Genomic DNA, 22,086 nt, shown 5'->3' on the forward strand with positions numbered 1-22,086 from the left:
GAACTCCTTTAATGAATTTAGAAAAAGTGTTGAATATATTGTACAAATCGCTCAACAACGGGAGAGATATAGCTGTCTTTTAACCAGGCCACACCAATCTCCCTTTTGCAGATTGGATTCGTGACACGAATGAGTTTTATTTTTGTTTTATCTAAAACCTTTAGCTTAGGAACTAAAGAAACTCCTAATTTGGCGCCAACTAATCCGGCTACTGTCCCAATATCCTCCCCTTCAAACACAACATTAGGGGAGAAGCCGGCTTCCTTACATAACTCAAGTATAATCGTTTGCAATTCATTAACGTCTTTAAAAGAAATAAAAGGTTCATCCCGAACCATGTTTAAATCAATTTCGTGATAAGAAGCTAACGGATGATCAATGGATACAATGACAAACAACTCTTCAGTTATAAGCGGTTGACACTGGATCTCTTCATCTTCGTGATATAAAGAAATGAGGGCCAAGTCCGTTTTTCTTTGTTTTAATTGATCTAAGATTTGCCGATTAGAGGCTTGAGATAATTGGAATTTTACGTTCGGATGCTCCTGTTGATAAGAGCTTAACAAGTCAGGGACTAAACTGATTCCAAGTGAAGGCAAAAAGGACAAGGAGATTGTTCCCTTGTCTGGATGGATGTCGTCCCAAATTTCTTGTTTACCGATTTCAATTTGCTTAATCGATTGCTCAACTCGACTTAAAAACATTTTTCCATATCGGTTTAAATAAATGTTTCGACCTTTCCGGTCAAACAACTGAACGCCCAGCTCATCCTCAAGCTTTGAAATGGAGCGGCTAAGAGCTGGTTGAGATATTGATAATTGTTTGGCCGCGCGGGTAATGTGCTGGACATTTGCTACGCTCTGAAAATAAATAATTTGATGCCAATCCATAGAAGGACCTCACTTTGATCTTACTCTTCTTCTATCATACGCCTTTTCACGCATAACTTCTAATCGTTAATAGGCATGAAATCGATGCGCGAAAGTTATCGTTCTTGATTTAAAAACTATAGAAGGGGGGATGGACTTTGAAGAAGCAAATCGATCATCAGTTCGAATCGGGAATAGGGGAGGAGAGCTTTCACAGGAAAGGCGTGTGAATCTATTGACCTCTCATTATTCAAATGTTATTATAGGACATGTTGCTTTAATGCGTAAAAGCGTTTAAGTAATAGGCTGTTCAATTTCCTCATTAAATTTTTTAAATTGGAAAAGCTATAACTGGAATAATAGATATCTATTTATACGTCGTTATAAATCATTTATGAAACATTCCGCTGCTAAACGTTCAGTGGTTTTTTTATTTTAAGGTGAGTTAAAGGAATGAAACACGCTCTAGATTCAAAGGAAATCGGGATAGATAAAAGGAGTTAGACATCATGGAAAAACATCAAGGATTAAAAAAAGGCCTATTACCTAGGCATGCCCAATTCATTGCTTTAGCTGGTATGATTGGGACCGGTATCTTTAAAGGAAGCTCAGATACGCTTAATATAGCTGGGCCTAGTGTTGTATTAGCCTACCTTGCAGGCGGACTCTTGCTATTTATCGTTATGGCTGCTTTAGGAGAAATGGCGATGGCCTTTCCTCATTTAAATGTTCAGACGATCATTTATAAGGCATTTGGGTTTCGGGTCTCTTTTGTTGTGGGTTGGCTTTATTGGATCAACTGGATTCTTGTTACAGTAGTTGAATTATTAGCTGGAGGTTCTTTTTTACAATTTTGGTTGCCTCATTATCCACTTTGGTTATTAAGTTTGTGTTGTGGTGCTGTTATTATTGGTATCAATCTGTTTCAGGTTCAAATTTATGGAGAGTTAGAGTTCTGGTTTGCAGGAATTAAAATACTCGCTTTAGTCGCGTTTATTATACTGGGAGCTCTGATTCTATTTGGAATCATTCCTAGTCCTATACAAGCTCCGTTATCCAATTACACCAATCACGGCGGTTTTTTCCCGCACGGTGTAAGAGGGATACTAGGGGCACTCCTAATCGTTATGTTTTCTTATGGGGGAGCCGAGTTGGTCGGTGTAGCTGTTACGGAGGTTAAGGATGCTGAAAAGGTTTTACCAAGGATTATAAAAGGAACGGTTTTTCGGGTGATCACGTTTTATGTCTTTCCCATATTGATTATTTGTGGGCTCATTCCGTGGAATAAAGTTAGTAATGAGGGGAGCCCTTTTGTTCAAGTGTTTAGCTTATCAGGATTGCCGGGAGCAGCGACTGTTATGAATATTGTTCTTCTTACAGCCGTACTTTCGGCAGCTAACTCTGGTATTTATGCGACTTCACGAACGTTATTATCAATGGCTGAGAGCGGTGTGGCACCGAAGTCTTTGTTAAGAACGACTAGCAAAGGGATCCCTGTGTTTGGCATCCTTATTACAAGCCTTTGTATTATATTTGGTGTTATTTTGGCTTACTTCATGCCAAGCCAAATTATTAATTACATCATGTCGATTCCAGGATTCTCAATTACCCTCATTTGGATAAGTATTTGTGCCGCTCAATTAAAGCTTCGCCCATCTTATCCAATGACCCCAACCTTCCAGCTAAAAGGGGCGCCTTATACCAATTTCATTGCGATTATAGCATTGGCTTATATTTTTATATCGTTATTTTTTAATAAAAGTAATATAGTTGGCTCAACCGTATGTGCTGTTACGTTAATTGCGTTAATTCTATTAGCCTTTATCACTCATCGCCAAAATAGGGTAAAGTGAAACGGGTTTGGTTAGGGAAGTAGCCCTAACATGACTTCTTTCTTCCCAGGGATAGATTTAACGCTTAAACAATGTGAGAATGCTCTTGCCTTGTGTGGACGAATGGTCGAGCCTCCGCACTTTGGTGTTGCGGGTCTCGGTTACCGCAAGTTCAGATTCTATCGGTTTCAAAATAAAAAAACATGGTGCTCCTCTTAGAAAAAGAGCACCATGTTTTTTGACACTTGATTACTAGTTTTAGTTTCTTATGAGATAATCAAAAGCACCTAATGCAGCAGTTGAACCGGATCCCATGGAAATAATGATTTGGTTATAAGCACTATCCGTGCAGTCACCAGCAGCAAATACGCCTGGGATCGTGGTAGCCCCGCGTTTATCAACAATGATTTCGCCGATGTGGTTGCGTTCAAGCTTGCCTTCTAACCATTCGGTATTTGGCACAAGTCCGATTTGGACAAACACACCCGCTAATTCAATGTGCTTGCTTTCTCCTGTTTCACGGTCGACATACGATAAGCCGTTGACCTTCTCATTACCGGTGATTTCGGATGTTTGTGCATTAGTTAAAACCGTCACATTTGGAAGGGTAGAGAGACGGTTAATCAAGACTTTGTCTGCTTTAAGCTCAGAATTATATTCAAGAACGGTGACATGCTTGACAATTCCAGCTAGGTCGATGGCTGCTTCAATCCCTGAGTTACCGCCGCCAATAACGGCCACATCTTTTCCAGCAAACAATGGTCCGTCACAGTGAGGGCAGTAAGCAACCCCTTTATTTTTGAACTCTTCTTCGCCAGGGACATTGATATGACGCCAGCGAGCTCCGGTTGAAACGATAACGGTTTTGCTCTTAAGAACAGCGCCGTTTTCGAGTTCAACTTCAATAAGATCCTTCTTTTCGAGACCCTTGACGCGCTGATTGTTCATGATGTCAATGTCGTATTCATGAACGTGTGATTCAAGGGCAGCAGCGAGTTGAGGTCCTTCCGTATTCTTCACACTGATAAAGTTTTCGATGCTTAATGTATCAAGAATTTGACCACCGAAGCGCTCGGCAACGATACCCGTACGGATCCCTTTTCGGGCAGCATAAATAGCTGCACTGGCACCAGCAGGACCACCGCCAACAACAAGAACATCAAAAGGATCTTTCTCAGAAAGACCTTCAGCACTTGGACCTTCACCGAGCTTAGTCAAGATATCTTCTAAGCTCATCCGACCGTTAGCAAAAGGTTCGCCATTTAGAAAAACCGCTGGAACGGCAAGAATATCTTTGCTTTCAACTTCTTCTTTAAAAGCAGCACCATCGATCATGGTGTGAGTGATGCTTGGGTTAAGCACACTTAGGATATTCAAGGCTTGGACGACATCCGGGCAGTTGTGGCAAGTTAAGCTGACATAGGTTTCAAAGTGATACTCACCTTGAATGTTCTTAATTTTATCGATGACGTTTTGCTCAACCTTTGGTGCTCGTCCACTAACTTGCAAGAGGGCTAAGACCAAAGAGGTAAATTCATGTCCGAGCGGAACACCAGCAAACGTAACGCCGGTGTCTTCGCCAACTCGGTTGACACTAAAGCTAGGTGTTCTAGTTAGTTCCGTTTTTTCAACTGTAATCTTAGGCGACATGGAAGCTAACTCTTCAACAAGGGAAAGCATCTCACTTGAAACGTTGTCAGAACCCGCACTTACTTTGAGGGCAATGCGGCCTTCAAGCAGTTGAAGGTACTGACTTAATTGTGACTTGATTTCTGCATCTAATGCCATTTATAACGCTCCCCTTAAATTTTACCGACAAGATCAAGGCTTGGTTTAAGTGTTTCTCCGCCTTCTTTCCATTTTGCTGGGCAAACTTCACCTGGGTTATTACGGACATATTGAGCCGCTTTAATTTTATCGATGAGTGTGCTCGCATCACGGCCAATACCTTCTGCATTAATTTCGACAGCTTGGATGATACCGTCTGGGTCAATGATGAATGTTCCGCGGTCAGCACGGCCTTCTTCTTCAACAAAGACATCAAAGTGGCGAGAAAGAACGTGACCAGGATCACCAATCATTGTGTATGTTAGTTTGCCAATGGCGTCAGATGTATCGTGCCATGCTTTATGTGTGAAATGAGAATCTCTTGAGCAAGAGAAAACTTCAACTCCAAGTTTTTGAAGTTCTGGGTACTGGTCTTGAAGATCTTCAAGTTCTGTTGGACAAACAAATGTAAAATCAGCTGGATAGAAGCAGAGAATACTCCAGTGTCCTTTGAAATCTTGATCTGTGACTTCAATAAACTCTCCGTTTTTATAAGCTTGTGCTGTAAATGGTAGTACTTCTTTTCCTATTAGTGACATAGTGTCCACTCCTCCAAATTTTTTATATATAGTAATTATCACTTTGAAGAGTAATTATTACTTTATAGTTATTATAATATAAGTGGCAATAGGTTTGTCAAATGATATGTCAGATTACCTCGCAAATCATCGAAAGATAGCTGAAGAAACCAAGGGTTATGGCGTTTTTTCAGCATTGTAGAAGCAGAAGAGAAATGATTCTAAGTGATAATCGTTATCGGCACGATCATTGATTTTCAACTAGCAGCGAAAGTTCGCACTTATAAAAGTATGCTCGTCTTTCCCCAATTTCATAAATAATAAATGTGTTTATCAAAGGGTTGGCTGATAAGCAAGTTCAAGAACGTCTCTTTAAATAGTAGGGGATAATGTTGGCCCAAGCATCTAAATGAGACGGTGCCAGATATTAAGCTAATAAATTTAGCCCCCATTAGAGAATGCTGTACTTATAAATGTTTTGAGTCACGCGTTTATCAATCGAATAGCGGAATGTCGTAACACCTAATTCTTAAAAAAGTTTACGATCGTTTATCCCATAAAAACAGGACGATAATTGGAGTAAAAGGGTTCTGAGGATACCTTGTTTTAAGGAAATATAAATCGACATAATATTTCCTTTGATTTTGGAATTTAATAAGAAATATAATGAATGATGAAACACTAATTGGAATGCTATATTTCAACCTTAAAGAATTCAAAGGTGGATTCATGAATCATGTTACAGAAAAAAATATTAGAGCAGCCAGGTGCCTTCCAACATTTTTTTGACCATCATCCAGAAGGCATTATTATAGTTGATTTTAATGGTAAGTTTTTGAACGTTAACACAACGGCCATAAATATGTTTGGTTATTCACGTGAAGAACTGATGAACGCATCATTGAAAGAACTGCTGGATGTTCAGGATTTCGAACGGGTCCGTTTTGATGAAGAAGATGAATCCCGATTTGATCTTGCCATTCACCATAAAAAAGGGTACTTAGTTTATGTTAGATTAACGTGTCTTCCGCTTGTAGGTGATAGACAGAAGATAGGATGGTTCATGACATTTGAAGATATCACAGTTGATAGGGAACAAAGTAAGATCTTGTTAAACATTCAAGATATGTTCGCTTTTATTTCAAAGAAATCGCAAAACATTATTTCATCCCTTTCACCAGATGGCGTATTCACATATATCTCTCCAACAGTGGAAGCTCTGCTCGGTTACACGCCAGAAGAGGTCATTGGAAGACCTTCCATTGATTTTAATCATCCGGATGATCAAAAAAAGTTACTTGAAGCTCGCAACTCAGAATTTATTGATCAAGATACGGTGCGTTTTACCGGTCGAGTCAGGCATAAAGATGGCGACTATCGCTGGTATGAAACGACTGTTGAATATATCCGCAATTTATCTGGGGATATCATGCAAAGAATTTGTGTCGGGCGTGATATAACCGCCCGCAAAGAAGCCGAAGAGACCGTCGTTCACATGGCCTTCCACGATACTTTAACTAATTTGCCAAATCGGCGTCTTTTTAACAATCATGTTAAACAACTTTTAGAAGAAAATAAGGATGAATCACATGGACTGATGTTAATCGATTTGGATGAATTTAAGCACGTAAACGATACATTCGGACATGATATAGGAGACTTACTTTTAATTGAAGCAGCTACAAGGTTAACTGGAGCAGTTGGAGACAGGGGATTAGCCGCAAGATGGGGAGGAGATGAGTTTACTATAATATGTCCAAATATAAAAGAACGTTCTGAAATGATGGGCATTATGGAGAAAATTCGGGAGTCCTTCACTCAACCATTTACAATTGCTCATCATTCTCTTTCTATTGCAGCAAGCATTGGATTTTCCATCTCACCTGGTGATGGGGATACACTTGAAGTACTCTGCAAAAAAGCGGACATAGCTATGTACAAACTTAAACCAACGGCAATTCCCAAAAAACAAAAGAGAAAATGCACAATTAAAAAGGATCGATAATAGGATGAGTCTTTTGAACTATTCTCTTCTTAATTATTAGTTTCTTTTAAGGAGATTTTTTTATTAACAGGTTCTAAAATTTTTATTTTTATAAAGACTGCACAAAACGATCCGATTTTGACTTCGATTAAACAAACGTTTAATTTTTATAGAGAAATCTTGGTTAGTACGTGATAAGATAGGAGTAGATTAATGTATCCTTTTAATAGTCCGTTAGATTCATATCAATCACGTATGATGGCGCTTAACGAGTTGAGTTTGGGAAGAGTGGCCTATTATTTATTGGTATCATAGGGATAAACGTTTTGATGAGTTTTAAGGTTGGAATTTGGACTTTAACTACTATTTAATTGGTTAATTATTATTTTGGGGTTCATATTGGATTGGAGATAAGATATGTATAAGGAACAAACAAGGTACTCACGGCTCGCCAATATAACAAAAGTAATTAATACCAAAAGAGAACTTCGCGAAGTTTTAGAGCATGTTGTCACTGCCATTTCTGAGGAAATCGTTCAGTGTGACTCAGTTGGTATTTATTTACCGCAAGCTGATGGGACGTTTAAAGGTTATGTGGGGAAGCCAGAAGTGATTAATGGCTGGACGCTTGACATGCATATTGTTGACACTGAATTTGATTTATTAGCGAAGGAAGTTATTGAAACCAAAAAAACAATCTATATAGCGGATACATCAAAGGATAATCGGCCAGATCCTAGAGCCGTAGAAGGCTTTCAAATCAAATCTTTATTGGCGCTTCCTATATCTTATGAGCAGGAATTATTTGGCTTAGTCTTCTTGTTTGATTATGGGATACCTATGAATTTAACCCCTTCTGAAATTCAAACAGTAGAAGCCTATGTTAATATGGCAGCGGTAGCCATTCAAAATGCCAATAATCTGACTTACAAAGAAAACCTTCTTGCTGAAAAGCAGCTATTATTAGATGTCAATCGAGACCTTTCCATGTGCTCGACTATGCAGGAAAGTATTGATACCTGTTTTTCTTATGTTGGAAAAGTATTAAATAATTATAATCCCGGGATTCATTTACTTGATCCGCTCGCTGAAAAAAGAATAAAACCAGCAAAACTAAGTAAAGATAGCGATTGGTCTGAAGAAGATTGGATGAAGACTCATAGTAAAATGAATATTGACCAAACAAATGATGCGGTATTTAAAGAGGTGGTCAATACCAAGAAGCCAATCCTCATTTCCGATGTGTTTGAGGACAGCCGTCCTAATCATGAGTTATGTCGAAATTTTGGCATGAGAGGTCTATTTATGCTTCCACTAGTTTCAATGGGTGAGGTCTTAGGTGTTATTGCCATTGTCACATTTGATCAAGAAAAAATGTTCTACTCGGATGCTAAGATACAGCTCGCTCAATCCATTGTTGACGCCACAGCCTCCACGTTGGCAAACTTATTATATATGGAAAAACAAGAGGTTATTATAGAGGAACGGACATCTGAAATTACCGTAAAGAATAAAGAGCTTGAAAGTGTTGTTTTAGAATTAAAGCAGATAAGTCGTGAGAAGGAGCTCATCCTTAATTCGGCTGGTGATGGGATTTTTGGCTTAGACCTCAATAAAAATATAACGTTCTGTAATCCGGCTGGGGCTTCCATGCTGGGTTATGAAAATAGAGAAGAATTGATTGGGAAATCGGCTCAACTTATATATAATGAATCGGATATAAGTGCTTCAAAAAGTCCTGACAAGGTTGGGATAAACGGCTATGAAGAAGGAACCTTTATTAGAAAAGACTCGACCCAATTTCCGGTTGAATATGTGACGACGTCTATTATGGAAAGCTCTGAAGTCGTCGGATATGTTGTAACTTTTAAGGATATTACTGAACGGAAACAAATGGAGGAAGAAATTAAATACCATGCTTATTTTGATAGTTTGACAGACTTACCTAATCGGGTCCTCTTGAACGATCGTCTGGACCAAGGTATTACCAACGCCAAACAGCATGGTGAAAAATTAGCCGTCCTTTATTTAGATTTGGATCGATTTAAATTTATTAACGATACTTTAGGACATAGCTACGGAGATCTTCTCTTGCAGTATGTTGCCAAACGCCTTAATCATTGTGTTCCACAAGGCGCAACCGTATCAAGGCAAGGCGGGGATGAGTTCACGATCTTTCTTCCAAATATAAGAATGCATAGCGAAGTCGTTAAGGTTGTGAATTTAGTCATTGATTCCTTCTCTCAGCCTTTTAAACTCAAAGAACATGAGATCTTTATTAAAACGAGTATTGGAATCAGTCTCTTTCCAGATAATGGCGATAATGCTGAAACCTTAATTAAAAATGCGGATACCGCTATGTATAAATCCAAGGAAATAGCAGGGAATAGCTACCATTTCTTTAGTGAAGGGTTAGACACGCGTTCTTTTGAAAGTATTAAGTTAGAAAATGCTTTATATAAAGCATTAGATCAGGAAGAGTTAGTTCTTTATTATCAGCCGCAAATCAATTATAAAACTGGACAACTGGTCGGAGTCGAAGCGTTATTGAGATGGAATCATCCGACTGAAGGGATGATTTCACCTGAGAAGTTCATTCCAATTGCAGAAGAAACGGGCCTTATTGTGTCAATGGGTGAATGGGTACTTAGACAGGCTTGTCACCAACTGAAAAAATGGCATGAGAAAGGCTACACAAAAATAACGATGGCTGTTAATTTATCAGTTCGTCAATTCGAGCAGAATAATTTGTTTGATATCGTGAAGGATGTACTAAAGGAAACGAATTTATCTCCTGAGTATTTGCATTTGGAACTTACAGAAAACTTGATTATAAAAAATACAGAGCTAACCCTTAAAACGATGAATGAGCTTAAGGGTCTAGGTACTAGCATGGCTATTGATGATTTTGGGACAGGTTATTCTTCACTAGGCTATTTAAAGAATCTCCCAATTAAAACATTAAAAATCGATAAATCGTTTATTAGTGACATGACGAAAGATGATGAAGCCATTACCAACACGATTATTACTTTGGCGCGGAATCTAGACCTTAACGTAATTGCTGAAGGTGTCGAGACCAAGGAGCAAGCCAAATTCCTTATTGAGCGAGGCTGTTATATGATGCAAGGCTATTACTTCAGTCCGCCAATGGATGCCGGCAAGATCGTTAAGGTTTATTTAGATAAATAAACCAAGGGAGAGATTCGCATGAAAGCAGCTAGGGCAGCATTGGAATTTTTAAAGAAGAATAACGTCAAGTATATTTTTGGTATCCCAGCTGGTTCTGTTAATGCTTTATTTGATGAACTTTACGAGATGCCGGAATTGACACCTATTGTTACTAAGCATGAGGGAGCTGCCTCTTATATGGCGGCAGCTTATGCCAAGTACTCCAATGGCATGAGTGTATGTATAGGAAGCAGCGGGCCAGGGGGAACGAATTTAGTGACGGGTGCAGCCAATGCAATGAGAGAGCATTTACCTGTTCTGTTTATCACAGGAGGCGTTCCGGTCACTACCATTGGGTTAAATGCCTCACAAGAATTGGACGCAGAACCTATTTTTCGATCTGTAACCAAATATAGTGTAACTGTTACAGATTCAAAGGAATTGCTAAATGAAGTCGTTAAAGCGACGAATATCGCGATTTCAGGAGTACCAGGGCCTGTCCACATTGCGATGTCATTAGATGTTCAACACGAAGAAGTGGGAAATGTTCCTATACCAGAGGCTCCTGTCCGATTACCGATCATGCCTAATTTAGATTTAATTAAGGATGTCGCTCGTGAACTTTCAGAAAAGAAATCAGGAATTGTGTTTGTCGGTCAAGGGATAAGAAATTCGGTGGATCTCGTTCTTGAGTTAGCTCAGCTACTCAATTGGCCTATTCTGACAACACCACAGGCAAAAGGCTATATTCCTGAGAAGCATCCGCTGCTCACAGGGGTCTTTGGGTTTGCGGGTCACGATTCAGCATCAAGCCTTATTTCAGAAGGTGAAGGAGAGGCGCTTTTAATCCTCGGTTCAAGTTTAGGTGAAACGGCAACCAATAACTATAATCCGAGCCTTACTAAAGACAGATTGACGGTTCAATTTGATTTTGATGAAGACGTGTTCAATAGGAAATATGAAATTGATTACCCTGTATTAGGCGATCTTAATTTGAGTCTGATGTACCTCATAGAAGAGTTAAAAGCATTAGGTGTTTCCAATGAAGAACCGGAAATTATAGAGCATCGCGATCATAAGTCAGAAGATCTATCAGAATTCAATACGAAGAATGTCTTGCATTCTCTTCAACAATACTTGCCGAAGTCGACCCGATATACTGTTGATATAGGCGAATTTATGTCTTATGTTATTCATTATATGAATGTATTGGATGATGATTCGTTTAATATCAACGTCCATTTCGGGGCAATGGGGAGCGGGATTGGTTCTGCAATAGGGGCTAAACTAGCTGAACCTGAGCGTCCTGTTGTTTGCATAACTGGGGATGGATGTTTCTTCATGCATGGGATGGAGCTGCTAACTGCAAAAGAATATCAGTTGCCAATCTTGTTCGTTGTCATGAATAATGCTCGATTAGGTATGGTGTATCATGGTCACGCTCTTCAATTCCATCGCACACATGAATCCTTTGAGCAAGAACCGATTGATATTTCAGCAATGGCTAAAGCGATGAACATTCCAAGCTATCGTGTGGAAGATTTTGAAGATCTAAATACGGACGCTCTCTGTGAATTAATGAATTCAAACGGGCCAGCTCTATTAGAAATTGCGTTAGTGGATAACAATATTCCGCCTATGGGAGACCGTGTCAAATTCTTGTCTTCTTTCGGTAAATAAAATTTTTTAACACAAGGAAGCGTGCCGTCCTAAAGGCCAACTCCTTGTGTTTGTTTTTTTAGGTCTGTAAAGGGGACGGCCGCCTGAGCAAGTCGGCGGTTTTGGAGAGGGATAGCGAATTGTGGTTACGCCAAAACACCCAAACGGCGCATTTGGGAGGGGGATAGCGTATTGAGGTTACGCCTAATTACTTTAAGCGTAACGACGATTCCTTATTGCAAAAAGAAGTTCGGGAATTTCTCCCGGACTTCTTAGCATGGATTAACTTTAGAGATTAGAATACGAGTTTTGGATAACCTTCATAATGGACATCATCGTTTTTCCTTTAAATTCATCTGAAACGGCTTCACTATTAGGGTCTAAGTAATAGTAGCCTTTAATTTCTGGGTTATAGGTATACCCTAGTTTTTCTAATTGAGTAGCTAATTCTTCAGGAATAGTCTCTGATCCTGTCTTTTGTTTAAACAAGGCTGTCGGATAAATCTTTGCATCGATGTCTCCATCACCTGTATGGACAACAAATAAATCATGATCGTTCTGAATCACCCAATGATCCTTCGAGTATAATGAAATTCTTTTCCCATCCAGTCTTGATAGTGCCTCTAGATTAATTCCAAAAAGTTCGTTAATCATGTTTTTGATTTTGAGCCCGTCTACTTCCTCTTCTTTAAATTCAGCTAAATAAAAATCAATCGCTTCTCTAGCGTTTCGCTCATTTTCATTATGTAAAACAGGTGTGGTGTCCAGGTCAAAGCCGAACAGTTGATGAACGATCTCACAAACCTCTGAACTACTTATTTTATTAGAGTTGTTTATAAGCAAATCCATTTCTTCAATCTTATTCATTTCAATACATCCCCGTATTTTCTTAAAATCAATATTCTGCATTTATTATATCATAAATGATTAAAATCATAGCCGTGTAGCCGAAGCATGGTACCCTTCCGTCTCGTGTCGTCATGACTTTTTCAGAATGTACGTTCATCGACGGTATGAACGCCAAAATGAGTGGAAGAGGGAGTCGGAAGAGCGTTCATCAAGGGTATGAACGTCAAAATGAGTGGAAGAGGCAGCCGGAAGAGCGTTCATCAAGGGTATGAACGCCAAAATGAGTGGAAGAGGCAGCCGGAAGAGCGTTCATCGACGGTATGAACGCCAAAATGAGTGGAAGAGGCAGCCGGAAGAGCGTTCATCGACGGTATGAACGCCAAAATGAGTGGAAGAGGCAGCCGGAAGAGCGTTCATCAAGGGTATGAACGCCAAAATGAGTGGAAGAGGCAGCCGGAAGAGCGTTCATCAAGGGTATGAACGCCAAAATGAGTGGAAGAGGCAGCCGGAAGAGCGTTCATCAAGGGTATGAACGCCAAAATAAGTGGAAGAGGCAGCCGGAAGAGCGTTCATCAAGGGTATGAACGCCAAAATGAGTGGAAGAGGCAGCCGGAATGTCGTTCATCGACGGTATGAACGACAAAATGAGTGGAAGAGGCAGCCGGAAGAGCGTTCATCAAGGGTATGAACGCCAAAATGAGTGGAAGAGGCAGCCGGAAGAGCGTTCATCAAGGGTATGAACGCCAAAATGAGTGGAAGAGGCAGCCGGAAGAGCGTTCATCAAGGGATGAACGCCAGAATAAGTGGATGAGGCAGTCGGAAGAGCGTTCATCAAGGGTATGAACGCCAAAATGAGTGGAAGAGGCAGCTGGAAGAGCGTTCATCAAGGGTATGAACGCCAAAATGAGTGGAAGAGGCAGTCGGAATGTCGTTCATCGACGGTATGAACGCCAAAATGAGTGGAAGAGGTAGCTGGAAGAGCGTTGGGCCGTACACCAGGACTGTTAAGGATTGAAATTTGGTAAATAATCATTTATTATATATCTATATATATCTAATAAAATGATAAATTTAGTAATAAATCGATTACTATTATAAGGATGGAAACGTATGCGTCACGAAATTATGGAAGAATATATCGCTTTGATTCCGAATGTATTTCGTAGTTTTAGCGAATTAAACGAAAAAGCGGATGAGTTGTCCCATTTGCAAAAGCATGTTATTGAATTTATCTATATGCAAAAGCGAGCGATAAATATTAAAGATATCAGTGCTGGCTTACAGATAGCCAAACAGCAACTGACCGGTCTTGTAAAGGAGCTTGAGAAAAAGGGCTATTTGACAAAAGTAACCGATCCTAAGGATAAAAGGGCGATTCAAGTTACTTTGACGCCTGCCGGGAGGGAAGTTGAAGAATCCAAATGGAAAGCCATTTATCAAAAATTAGAGAAGAAGTTAGAAAAGTTAAATGCAGAAGAACAAATGGATTTACGCTATGCTTTGCACAAAGTTAATGTACTCCTAACGAAGGTGGAAGAATGAGCGATGTACCAAAAATCTGATTCAAGCTATAAGATCCATTTGGAAAAAGAACAGGAAACGCTTTTGATCACCCTATACGCCAAAGCGTTGGACAATAGGCAAAAGCGTTCAATTCTTAATGATGACAAAGCAGAAGAGATGATGCAGAAAATTGTCTATCCGTTTGAAAAATTAGGGAACATGGGTAATGATTTGATGGTTATTCGGGCCAAGCAAATGGATACATGGACGAATGACTTTCTAAAGAATCATTCATCAGCCATCGTTCTCAATCTTGGCTGCGGACTCGATACGAGAGTCACAAGGATTAACCCGCAATCTAGAATTTTATGGTATGACGTGGATTACCCGGAAGTGATTGACGTTCGGAAGCTTTTTTATTCAAATGATGACGAGTACACCATGATTGCCTCTTCTATAATGGAGAGCTATTGGTTAGAAAGCATTCCAAATGACAAACCGGTCCTTATCATAGCGGAAGGCGTGCTGGAATACTTGACAGAGAGCGATGTGACCTTACTTTTCAGTCGCCTAACCCATCATTTTTCGAGTGGGCAAATCATTTTTGATTGTATGAATGCTTTTGCCGTCCGTTCCGGTAAAGACGATTTAAAGGAGTCGACAGGGGCCGAGCACAAATGGACAGTTGATAAGATAAAGGACATAGATCAATTGAATGAGAAGATGACTAGAGTAAACGCGATCTCCCTATTTGATTCAAAATATGTACGCAAGCTTCCCTTTAAGAAACGTACAATTTACAGGATGATGTCTCTTTTTCCAAGCTTTAAAAACATGATTCGATTACTTTCTTATAAATTTTAAATTCAATCCTCTCTAATACGCTCAATTCAAGTTGGACCACGTAAACATCTATATTTTTAACGGATCTGCCGCATAATACGGGTATTCAGAACTAGAAATGATGATAGGGGATGTCAAATACCATGTAAGACACATGGTGGGCTCAAACATTTCGTAGAAGAAGCCCGAAAGTAGGCAAAAGACGGTAAGGCCTGCGAGTTACATCCCTGAACTGGGCAAAGCCAATCCTAATGCGCTTTCTATTGCGGTTTATTATCCGGATGGGAGATGTTTTCAGACGGGTGATAGCGATAAAAAATTTACGCTCCAAAGCATTTCGAAGGTCATTACGCCTGCCTTTGTCTTAATAGAGAGAGGCTTTGATTATGTCTTTGAACGGGTCGGAATGGAGTCGACAGGTGACCCGTTTAATTCGATTGCAAAGCTTGAGTCCATGGCGCCAACAACCCGTTAAATCCATTTTTGCGATGAATGGATGGGATCCTCTTAGCGGGAAACCGATTATGCCAGAAAACGCTTCTAGAATATGTAAAACGTTTAGGGTGACATGCGGTATGTACAATGCTTCAGGTGAGTTCGCGATTAAAATCGGGATTCCGACCACAAGCGGGGTTTCAGGAGGAATCATGGGGGCAGTTCCTGGTAAGTTTAGGATACGGGTTTTTGGATCTGCTTTTGATGAAAAAGGAAACAGTATTGCAGGATTAAAGCTTTTGGAGCAATTATCCAAAAGCTATCAATTAAGTATGTTTTAGAGGATTTTTCTAAAGTCTCTTGGCAGTCTTACAATAACATTTAACTCGGGAGCTAACGGAGGAATAAAGATCGAAGCGGAGGCTGGATTTTTATAAGGAGGCAACCACTAAGATGACTTTTTTTGGACTAATCATCATTATTGTACTTATTTATTTTCTCATTATTAGACCATTGACTAGACGAGATCGCCCAACTATTTATGAGCCGAGACGTAATCGTTACAATGGGCTTGGTGATTATGGAAGGGAGGACTGGCGTCGTTCTGGCGGGACAGGAATGGGGACGTTCGGCTCTTTCGCTGGAGGAATGGCAACCGGTGCTTTGCTTACTTATTTATTTGAACAAGGCCGAATCGGCTTTGATCACTATCAAGCTCTGCAAGGACTCGGAGACGATGAACTTTTGCGAGAATTAGAAGATCAAAATATTTTACAACAGGATGAAATCGATCAACTAAGAGAAGAAATGAACGGACAAAACGATTGGGATCTCGATAATCAAGATCGGAACCCGTTAGATGCTCGGCCAGATGCTCAGCAAGATGATCTCGATTTTGGGAATTGGGATAATGATTCGGATGATAATTGGTTGTAATTAGTAATGGCTATAGGGATTAAAAAGCGCAAGGAATTGTTATACTAATCCCAAAAAGAGGGTTGAATTAGATGAACAGGGAAGAGAAAATAAATTTTATCATTGATACCTTTGATTCGGCGATCTCATCCAATTTGAACGGAGGACTGATTCTTCCAGAAACAGATGAAGTTTGGTTAAATCGTTATATTACGTCTAATGGCGATTTTCCGAACGAATTAGATGCCGATGGTGATTTAGACGCGGCTTACAACGCGGCCATCAATTTGAACCGAATTTAATAAAAGAGCCCCTTTTGAACCTCAGTCCAAATTAGAGATGGATTTGCTGTTCATTTTTGGGGGCTCTTTTCATTGATCCGTTAAAAACGACATCTCTTTATTAATTGCATATGAAAGGTATTAAAGGCTTATGGTGTTAGTTGGTTTTTTTCTCTTCTTTTGTCCAACTTGGAGTTGAAAAAAAAGGGAGGATAGGACCACGACAAAAACAAGAGCAGTAGGCAACCATATTGCCTCCAGATGCCATTTTAGTACGACTGCACCACAAATTGCCGCACCAATTCCATAGATGATAATGTCAATTAGCCAAATAAAAATTGAACTGGACGGAACTAATGAAGTCGGTGCGTTCGCATCAACTCTTTTTCCTTTATGTGCAGCAACATTATAGAGATTCCAAATTAACGACTCGATCAAACCGGTAGTGGTGCTCGTGATAACAGTTGTCGGGACACCATTTACCCCAATTCTTCTTGCCGTAATGCCTTGTACACCCATTGCAAAAGTAAGAATGATGATTAATAATAGATGGTTTTGAATAACTCCGCATGTAACAAGGATACCAAACAGGATAAAGGCAACTAATTCAAGACAAATAGCAGAAGTGACAATAGGGTGCAATCCTGTTACACGTTGTCTTTTTCTTAATAGTATTGCTCCAACAGCGACACCAAGCATGAACCCCAATAAGGCCACTAGATATCCTAACGGCTTCAATCCACCTGCATGTACAAGTGATAACCCGAGGAAAACGGTATTGCCGGTCATGGCTGCAGTTAAAACTTCACCAAGTGCGAGGAAGCCTATAGCATCTGAACACCCGGATGTCATGGTAAGTAAAATAGCCAGGACAGTTTCCATTTTTTTCATAAATAATCCCCCCACTATAAAGAATGATAGATATGAGTGCACACAACCGATTACGGTTGTTACAAATCTCAAAAAAAGTTGATACGTTTTCCCTAAGGTTTAGTTCGTGTTTGCCATTTTTTTACTGGCCGGTCTGGTTAAATGAGCGAAAAGCAGACCTAGTTCAACTAAGACTAATAGTACTATAACCCATATACCAACAGCTGCAATGAATTGATGAATATAAGTGAATAAGAGCGCCGAGGGGGTAATGGAAGCTGTCAACGTATAGAACATGCCGAATGTAAATAATCGGCTCCACTGTGAAACGTCATAAATGAAAATACCGTTTTTCCATCCGAATAATTTAATTCTCACATACATTCGATACAATTCGAATGATTCTATCAAGAGGAATAAAACCAGTACAAAAATCCAAATTATCATCAGGCTTTGGTTAGGGATGACATGAGCTTTGATACAGGCTAAGCATGTGATCGACAAAGCACCGTGGATAATACAGTTGGTGTTAGCCCAATCGGATGCTAGCTTCCAAGAGGCTTTGTCCAGGTAGCGCCGAATAATTAAAATAATGTTGATGCCATATAAAAAGAAGCCCAACCCGATTAAACTTATGTTTAATGCAATAGGGGCATGCCCCCAAACCGTATTAACTAACAAAACCAATGATTGGGTACTCACTGTGTTCAAAAGAAGAATTCCATGTACTTTCTTTATTAAATGGTTATCCCTGATTTCCAGAAGTGTATAGAGACTTGTTAAAATGTAGAAAAGCCATAAGCCAAAATTAAAATAGATCATTAGTTTGACAATCGCCAAAACATGAAAATTTTTGCTGATTAAGATCCCGCAAATAGAGGTTCCAGCGACCCAAGTTCCTATCCCGAATTGATTGATCGGATGGCTTAGATGAAGCTCTTTAAATTTCATGTTGATTAATGAATTTAGGTAACATAAGGCTAAAGAGAGCCAAATGGCTATGGTCAACACGCTAAGTAATTTTATTAGAACGAGACCAGAACCAAAGTAACTTGAAAGGACTCCATCTGTTAGAATTCCGAGTGCCATGACAACCGCCATGGATGAGGTCTTGATACTTATCTTTTTGTACGCTATTAAGAATAGAAGACAGGCCATACTACCTATTAAAAGCAAAAGCATTTTAAATACCACCACAATAAATTCGGCTTATTTTCCTTAAGATTCTATTTTACACAAAAAACTGCCCGGGATGGACAGTTTTTTTTCGTTAACTTGTTTTACTGATCAAATTTAGGTTCGTTGAAACGATTTATTTTTTATGTACCTATAGAAAAGTCCTGTAGTAGTGAGCGTGATGAGAAAAACCATCGAGGAATCATACTGGTTATAGCCGTGCTGTAAGTGGATAACTCCCATCCATATAGATAATCTTTCCATAAGGAGACCAACAATCGCCCAACCAATGACATAAGCTATAAATTTAAACTTTTTAATTTTAAATAGTTCGTAAAAATAAACATAGAAGTAACTGAATGTACTAAACGAAAAATAGGTCAAAAGGTCAAACAACTCGTACCTATTCGAATCGTTCACTTTATAAAAGTCGAGCAATCCTCCTCCTATAGTAAAATCATAAAAGGTTGAGGAAGCAAATCCCCATAACAAAAAAAGAAGGGTGACATCACGAGGAAGCTTTTTAGGAAACAGGAAAAAAGCTCCATACGCCACAATTAGCAAGACTAAGATGTAAATTTCATTCTTATCGAACTGTTCATAAAGAATCATAACTCTCCACCTCATTATAGGAGACCTTTTTGAACCACTTGTAGACGTAGTAGGTCACCAAGTACAACACAAAATAATAAAGGAGATCATATCGGAGATCCCATCTCGTATAGTGGGTAATTTTAAAGTACTCTGAGATGAGACCAGAGCAGAAGGATACACCTAATACAACCGCAAAAGTGATAAGTGTCTTTGAATAAATTTTGCAGCTTGCTATGTTCAATAAGATTAATCCTAATATTGGGATGATGACACTTCGATTTAATAAGTAGGCTGTATAATCCATCCCATTCGTCGGTAATTTGATTCTTTTCATTTCTTCTGCGATGATCCAGGAGAAGTTTATATTAATGACGAGTAAAAATAAGAAGATGAAGGTATTTTCGACGATGGAGAGCTTCTTTTGTATAATGGCAAATAGGGTGCATACAAGCCAAGTCATAAAGAAGAAAACAGCGATACCCATAATACCCTCCCAGAGCTTTTTGCTTATTATGATCGCCTTTTTTGTGAATTATCCATTGAATTGACTTCATAACGATCGAACAGAACATTGAAGTTTTAACTAATTGAGGGAAAGCATTAATAGTCAAACTTTTAATTGACCCAATTTCTTAATGAATGACCGGTTTAAGATGAAAAGCGAAATGGATGGCTAAAAAAAGAGAGAATTGGATGGTTACGTAAACTTCATAACTTATTATTATGAAAGAGTTGAGTTATACTTATTAACGTCTAGTGAAAGCGTTTAAAAAAACGATTCGGAGCGTTTCTGTTCTTGCCGGTTTTGATATAACTATTTGGCATTTCTAGGGGAGAGAGGAGATCCATATGTTTACTCTTTTTGTCATCGTGATTGTTTTAATTGGGATCGGTGCCATTGTCGGGACTCTGATCGCGGGAAAACAGGTAGAAAAGCAGATCGAAACCATGGATAAGCTTCCACAAGAAGAACAAGAAAAATATCTTAAGGCCCACCACTTTTCTGATTATAAGAAAAATTTAGGGGTGCTTACGTGGATCTATGTGATTACCTTTATAGTGGCGATCATTGGTGCTGCTGTATACATGATCGGTTTTCGTTAATCGGTGGCAAAACCAGATGAAGTCGTCTGCTTAAATTCTTAGAAAGAAATAAGACTAGGTTCTCATTCCGAGAGCTTAGTCTTGACGAATAGATTTCAATGCGTGAGTAAACCGTTCTATTCCTTTTGTTAGATCTGGAAGATTCCCTCTGCCAAAGGTAAATCGAATGGTATTTTTCTTGCTTCCCATAACACTTCCAGGCAGGTAAGCCACCCCATTCTTTAGTGATTCTTCTAGAAGCCGTTTTTCGTTGATTTCTTCATTATGAATCCTGCACCACAAATGAATGCCTCCTTCTGGCGCCAAAAAATCGACTTCATGTCCAGCCTTGAGCTTAAGATTATCCATAAGCTGATCGCATCTTAGCTTCAGCTGTTCCTGCAAGTTTTGAATATGTAAGAGAAATTCAGGTGATTGCAAAAAGTTATAAGCGACCCATTGCGGGAAGATGCTGTGTCCAAAATCAAATTGCTGCTTGGCATCCGCCAATCTCTCCATGACCCGTTTCGGACCAATCACCCATCCAATTCGAAGTCCTGAGGCCACTATTTTGGTAAGAGAACTTATATAGAGGACAGTCCCATTCTGATCCATGGATTTTAAGGTTGGGATTAATTTTCCATCAAAGGAGGTCAGACTGTATGGATCATCTTCTATAATAGGCAGCCCTAACTCAGAAGATAACTCAAGCAGTCTCTTCCGCCTTGATAGAGACAGGACTGTTCCAGTCGGGTTTTGATAAGTCGGATTCACAAACACCATCCGAATGCGATGTTTTTTATGTAAGTCGAGGATATCCTCTGGATTGATCCCATCCTTATCTACAGGAAGGAGAAAGGTTCTTAACCCCGCAGATTTGAAAATCGGTAAAGAGTAGAAGTAGGACGGATCTTCAATAGCAACGGCATCACCTGGTTTGAGTAAGCATTCAACAATTAAATGGAGGGCTTGCTGAGCACCGGATGTAATTAAGATCGATTCCGGATCCGTTTCAATTTGCTTGGTTTGTTTAAGATGATCCGTTATGGTTTCTCTTAATTGCCAATTTCCTTGTGGATGGTCATAACCTAAGTGGGCTTCAAAAGGGATTTGCGCGAGAATCGTTTGGATTTCTTTTTTGGGAAACAAGTCAGGAGACAATTCTCCGCTTGAGAGGTTAATCCTATTCGTTTCTTCTTGGGTCTCTTTCCTTATTAATTGCACAAGCGGTAAATTAGGAAGAAAGGATCCGTATTCCACATATCGGCCCCAATTAGGGATTCGTTTATGTGAAATTCCCCATATATCAGCACTTACCAGTGTGCCGCTGCCTTTGATCCTCGATACCATTCCTGCTGCTCCTAATTCGTCATACGCCGCCACAACGGTACTTCGATTGACTTCTAGTTCATCGGCTAATTGCCGCTCTGAAGGGAGTTTGCTGCCTGCTGGAAAGTCACCCAATGTGATCCCTAGTTCAATATAATCCGCAATTTGCTTATAAATAGGTTTCTTATCCTCCCTATTTGGTCTCCAATCCATTTTTTTCGTCCTCTCCAATTTTAGTTTATTATATAAAAGTGGATGGTTATAGTAAAGGTGAATTGGATGGTGCCAAGTGTGAGGTGGCGGTTTATGATAAGAGTGTCATCTCTATTAGAGAGCCATTTTTTTTAA

The 22,086-nt window shown here is 39.5% G+C and carries 21 protein-coding genes and 1 pseudogene; 13 read left to right on the plus strand and 9 right to left on the minus strand.

Annotation, left to right across the window (positions count from 1 at the left end):
- Positions 1-17 precede the first annotated feature (17 nt).
- Entirely contained in the window at positions 18-890 is an 873-nt protein-coding gene (locus tag PU629_RS10220) for a LysR family transcriptional regulator (RefSeq protein WP_275284149.1), read from the minus strand.
- Positions 891-1,378: 488 nt separating this feature from the next.
- Between PU629_RS10220 and PU629_RS10225 the strand changes: the two genes are divergently transcribed.
- Positions 1,379-2,722 carry an amino acid permease gene (locus PU629_RS10225; RefSeq protein WP_275284150.1) on the plus strand — a complete coding sequence of 448 codons (1,344 nt, stop codon included), beginning with the start codon at positions 1,379-1,381 and terminating at the stop codon, positions 2,720-2,722.
- A gap of 237 nt (positions 2,723-2,959) precedes the next feature.
- On the opposite strand, the gene ahpF is transcribed toward PU629_RS10225, so the two are convergent.
- Positions 2,960-4,489, minus strand: coding sequence for an alkyl hydroperoxide reductase subunit F (ahpF, locus tag PU629_RS10230; protein WP_275284151.1), 1,530 nt, complete (start codon positions 4,487-4,489; stop codon positions 2,960-2,962).
- A gap of 14 nt (positions 4,490-4,503) precedes the next feature.
- Positions 4,504-5,067, minus strand: coding sequence for an alkyl hydroperoxide reductase subunit C (gene ahpC / locus PU629_RS10235; protein ID WP_275284152.1), 564 nt, complete (start codon positions 5,065-5,067; stop codon positions 4,504-4,506).
- Positions 5,068-5,782: 715 nt separating this feature from the next.
- Between ahpC and PU629_RS10240 the strand changes: the two genes are divergently transcribed.
- From PU629_RS10240 to PU629_RS10250, 3 genes are all read left to right on the plus strand, one after another.
- A complete protein-coding gene (locus tag PU629_RS10240; protein ID WP_275284153.1) occupies positions 5,783-7,051 on the plus strand; it encodes a sensor domain-containing protein in 1,269 nt (422 codons plus the stop codon).
- Positions 7,052-7,447: 396 nt separating this feature from the next.
- Positions 7,448-10,222, plus strand: coding sequence for a sensor domain-containing phosphodiesterase (locus tag PU629_RS10245; RefSeq protein ID WP_275284154.1), 2,775 nt, complete (start codon positions 7,448-7,450; stop codon positions 10,220-10,222).
- A gap of 18 nt (positions 10,223-10,240) precedes the next feature.
- Positions 10,241-11,881, plus strand: a complete 1,641-nt coding sequence (locus PU629_RS10250; RefSeq protein WP_275284155.1) for a thiamine pyrophosphate-binding protein — start codon at positions 10,241-10,243, stop codon at positions 11,879-11,881.
- 267 nt (positions 11,882-12,148) lie between these two features.
- Here PU629_RS10250 and PU629_RS10255 read toward each other — a convergent pair whose 3' ends face one another.
- Entirely contained in the window at positions 12,149-12,727 is a 579-nt protein-coding gene (locus tag PU629_RS10255; protein ID WP_275284156.1) for a hypothetical protein, read from the minus strand.
- Positions 12,728-13,045: 318 nt separating this feature from the next.
- On the opposite strand from PU629_RS10255, the gene PU629_RS10260 reads away from it, so the two are divergent.
- The 8 genes and pseudogenes from PU629_RS10260 (at position 13,046) to PU629_RS10295 (ending at position 16,707) form a co-directional block, all read left to right on the plus strand.
- Entirely contained in the window at positions 13,046-13,189 is a 144-nt protein-coding gene (locus PU629_RS10260; protein WP_275284157.1) for a hypothetical protein, read from the plus strand.
- 134 nt (positions 13,190-13,323) lie between these two features.
- Entirely contained in the window at positions 13,324-13,449 is a 126-nt protein-coding gene (locus PU629_RS10265; protein ID WP_275284158.1) for a hypothetical protein, read from the plus strand.
- 63 nt (positions 13,450-13,512) lie between these two features.
- A complete protein-coding gene (locus PU629_RS10270; protein ID WP_275284159.1) occupies positions 13,513-13,656 on the plus strand; it encodes a hypothetical protein in 144 nt (47 codons plus the stop codon).
- A 163-nt stretch (positions 13,657-13,819) separates the two neighbouring features.
- On the plus strand, positions 13,820-14,251 hold the full coding sequence (locus PU629_RS10275; protein WP_275284160.1) for a MarR family winged helix-turn-helix transcriptional regulator: 432 nt from the start codon (positions 13,820-13,822) through the stop codon (positions 14,249-14,251).
- 3 nt (positions 14,252-14,254) lie between these two features.
- Positions 14,255-15,076 (plus strand): class I SAM-dependent methyltransferase, encoded by an 822-nt coding sequence (locus tag PU629_RS10280; RefSeq protein WP_275284161.1) that lies wholly within the window; start codon positions 14,255-14,257, stop codon positions 15,074-15,076.
- 117 nt (positions 15,077-15,193) lie between these two features.
- Positions 15,194-15,831 (plus strand): annotated as a pseudogene (locus PU629_RS10285) (glutaminase).
- Positions 15,832-15,943: 112 nt separating this feature from the next.
- The gene (locus PU629_RS10290; RefSeq protein ID WP_275284162.1) at positions 15,944-16,426 is read left to right on the plus strand and encodes a preprotein translocase subunit YajC; all 483 of its coding nucleotides are present in this window, start codon (positions 15,944-15,946) and stop codon (positions 16,424-16,426) included.
- A 71-nt stretch (positions 16,427-16,497) separates the two neighbouring features.
- The gene (locus tag PU629_RS10295) at positions 16,498-16,707 is read left to right on the plus strand and encodes a hypothetical protein (protein WP_275284163.1); all 210 of its coding nucleotides are present in this window, start codon (positions 16,498-16,500) and stop codon (positions 16,705-16,707) included.
- Positions 16,708-16,827: 120 nt separating this feature from the next.
- Here the strand turns inward: PU629_RS10295 and PU629_RS10300 are convergent, their stop codons facing one another.
- The 4 genes from PU629_RS10300 to PU629_RS10315 form a co-directional block, all read right to left on the minus strand.
- A complete protein-coding gene (locus PU629_RS10300) occupies positions 16,828-17,577 on the minus strand; it encodes a YoaK family protein (RefSeq protein WP_275284164.1) in 750 nt (249 codons plus the stop codon).
- Positions 17,578-17,676: 99 nt separating this feature from the next.
- Positions 17,677-18,738: a TDT family transporter gene (locus PU629_RS10305; RefSeq protein ID WP_275284165.1), complete on the minus strand. Its 1,062-nt coding sequence runs from the start codon at positions 18,736-18,738 to the stop codon at positions 17,677-17,679.
- Positions 18,739-18,849: 111 nt separating this feature from the next.
- Complete coding sequence (locus PU629_RS10310) at positions 18,850-19,344, minus strand: hypothetical protein (protein ID WP_275284166.1); 495 nt, start codon at positions 19,342-19,344, stop codon at positions 18,850-18,852.
- Complete coding sequence (locus PU629_RS10315) at positions 19,331-19,810, minus strand: hypothetical protein (RefSeq protein ID WP_275284167.1); 480 nt, start codon at positions 19,808-19,810, stop codon at positions 19,331-19,333. Before PU629_RS10315 ends, PU629_RS10310 begins: the two co-directional genes overlap by 14 nt.
- A 365-nt stretch (positions 19,811-20,175) precedes the next feature.
- Between PU629_RS10315 and PU629_RS10320 the strand changes: the two genes are divergently transcribed.
- Entirely contained in the window at positions 20,176-20,430 is a 255-nt protein-coding gene (locus PU629_RS10320; RefSeq protein WP_275284168.1) for a hypothetical protein, read from the plus strand.
- A 75-nt stretch (positions 20,431-20,505) separates the two neighbouring features.
- Here the strand turns inward: PU629_RS10320 and pdxR are convergent, their stop codons facing one another.
- A complete protein-coding gene (gene pdxR, locus PU629_RS10325; RefSeq protein ID WP_275284169.1) occupies positions 20,506-21,951 on the minus strand; it encodes a MocR-like pyridoxine biosynthesis transcription factor PdxR in 1,446 nt (481 codons plus the stop codon).
- Positions 21,952-22,086: the final 135 nt, after the last annotated feature.

It is taken from the genome of Pullulanibacillus sp. KACC 23026, from assembly GCF_029094525.1.
Taxonomy (GTDB): domain Bacteria; phylum Bacillota; class Bacilli; order Bacillales; family Sporolactobacillaceae; genus KACC-23026.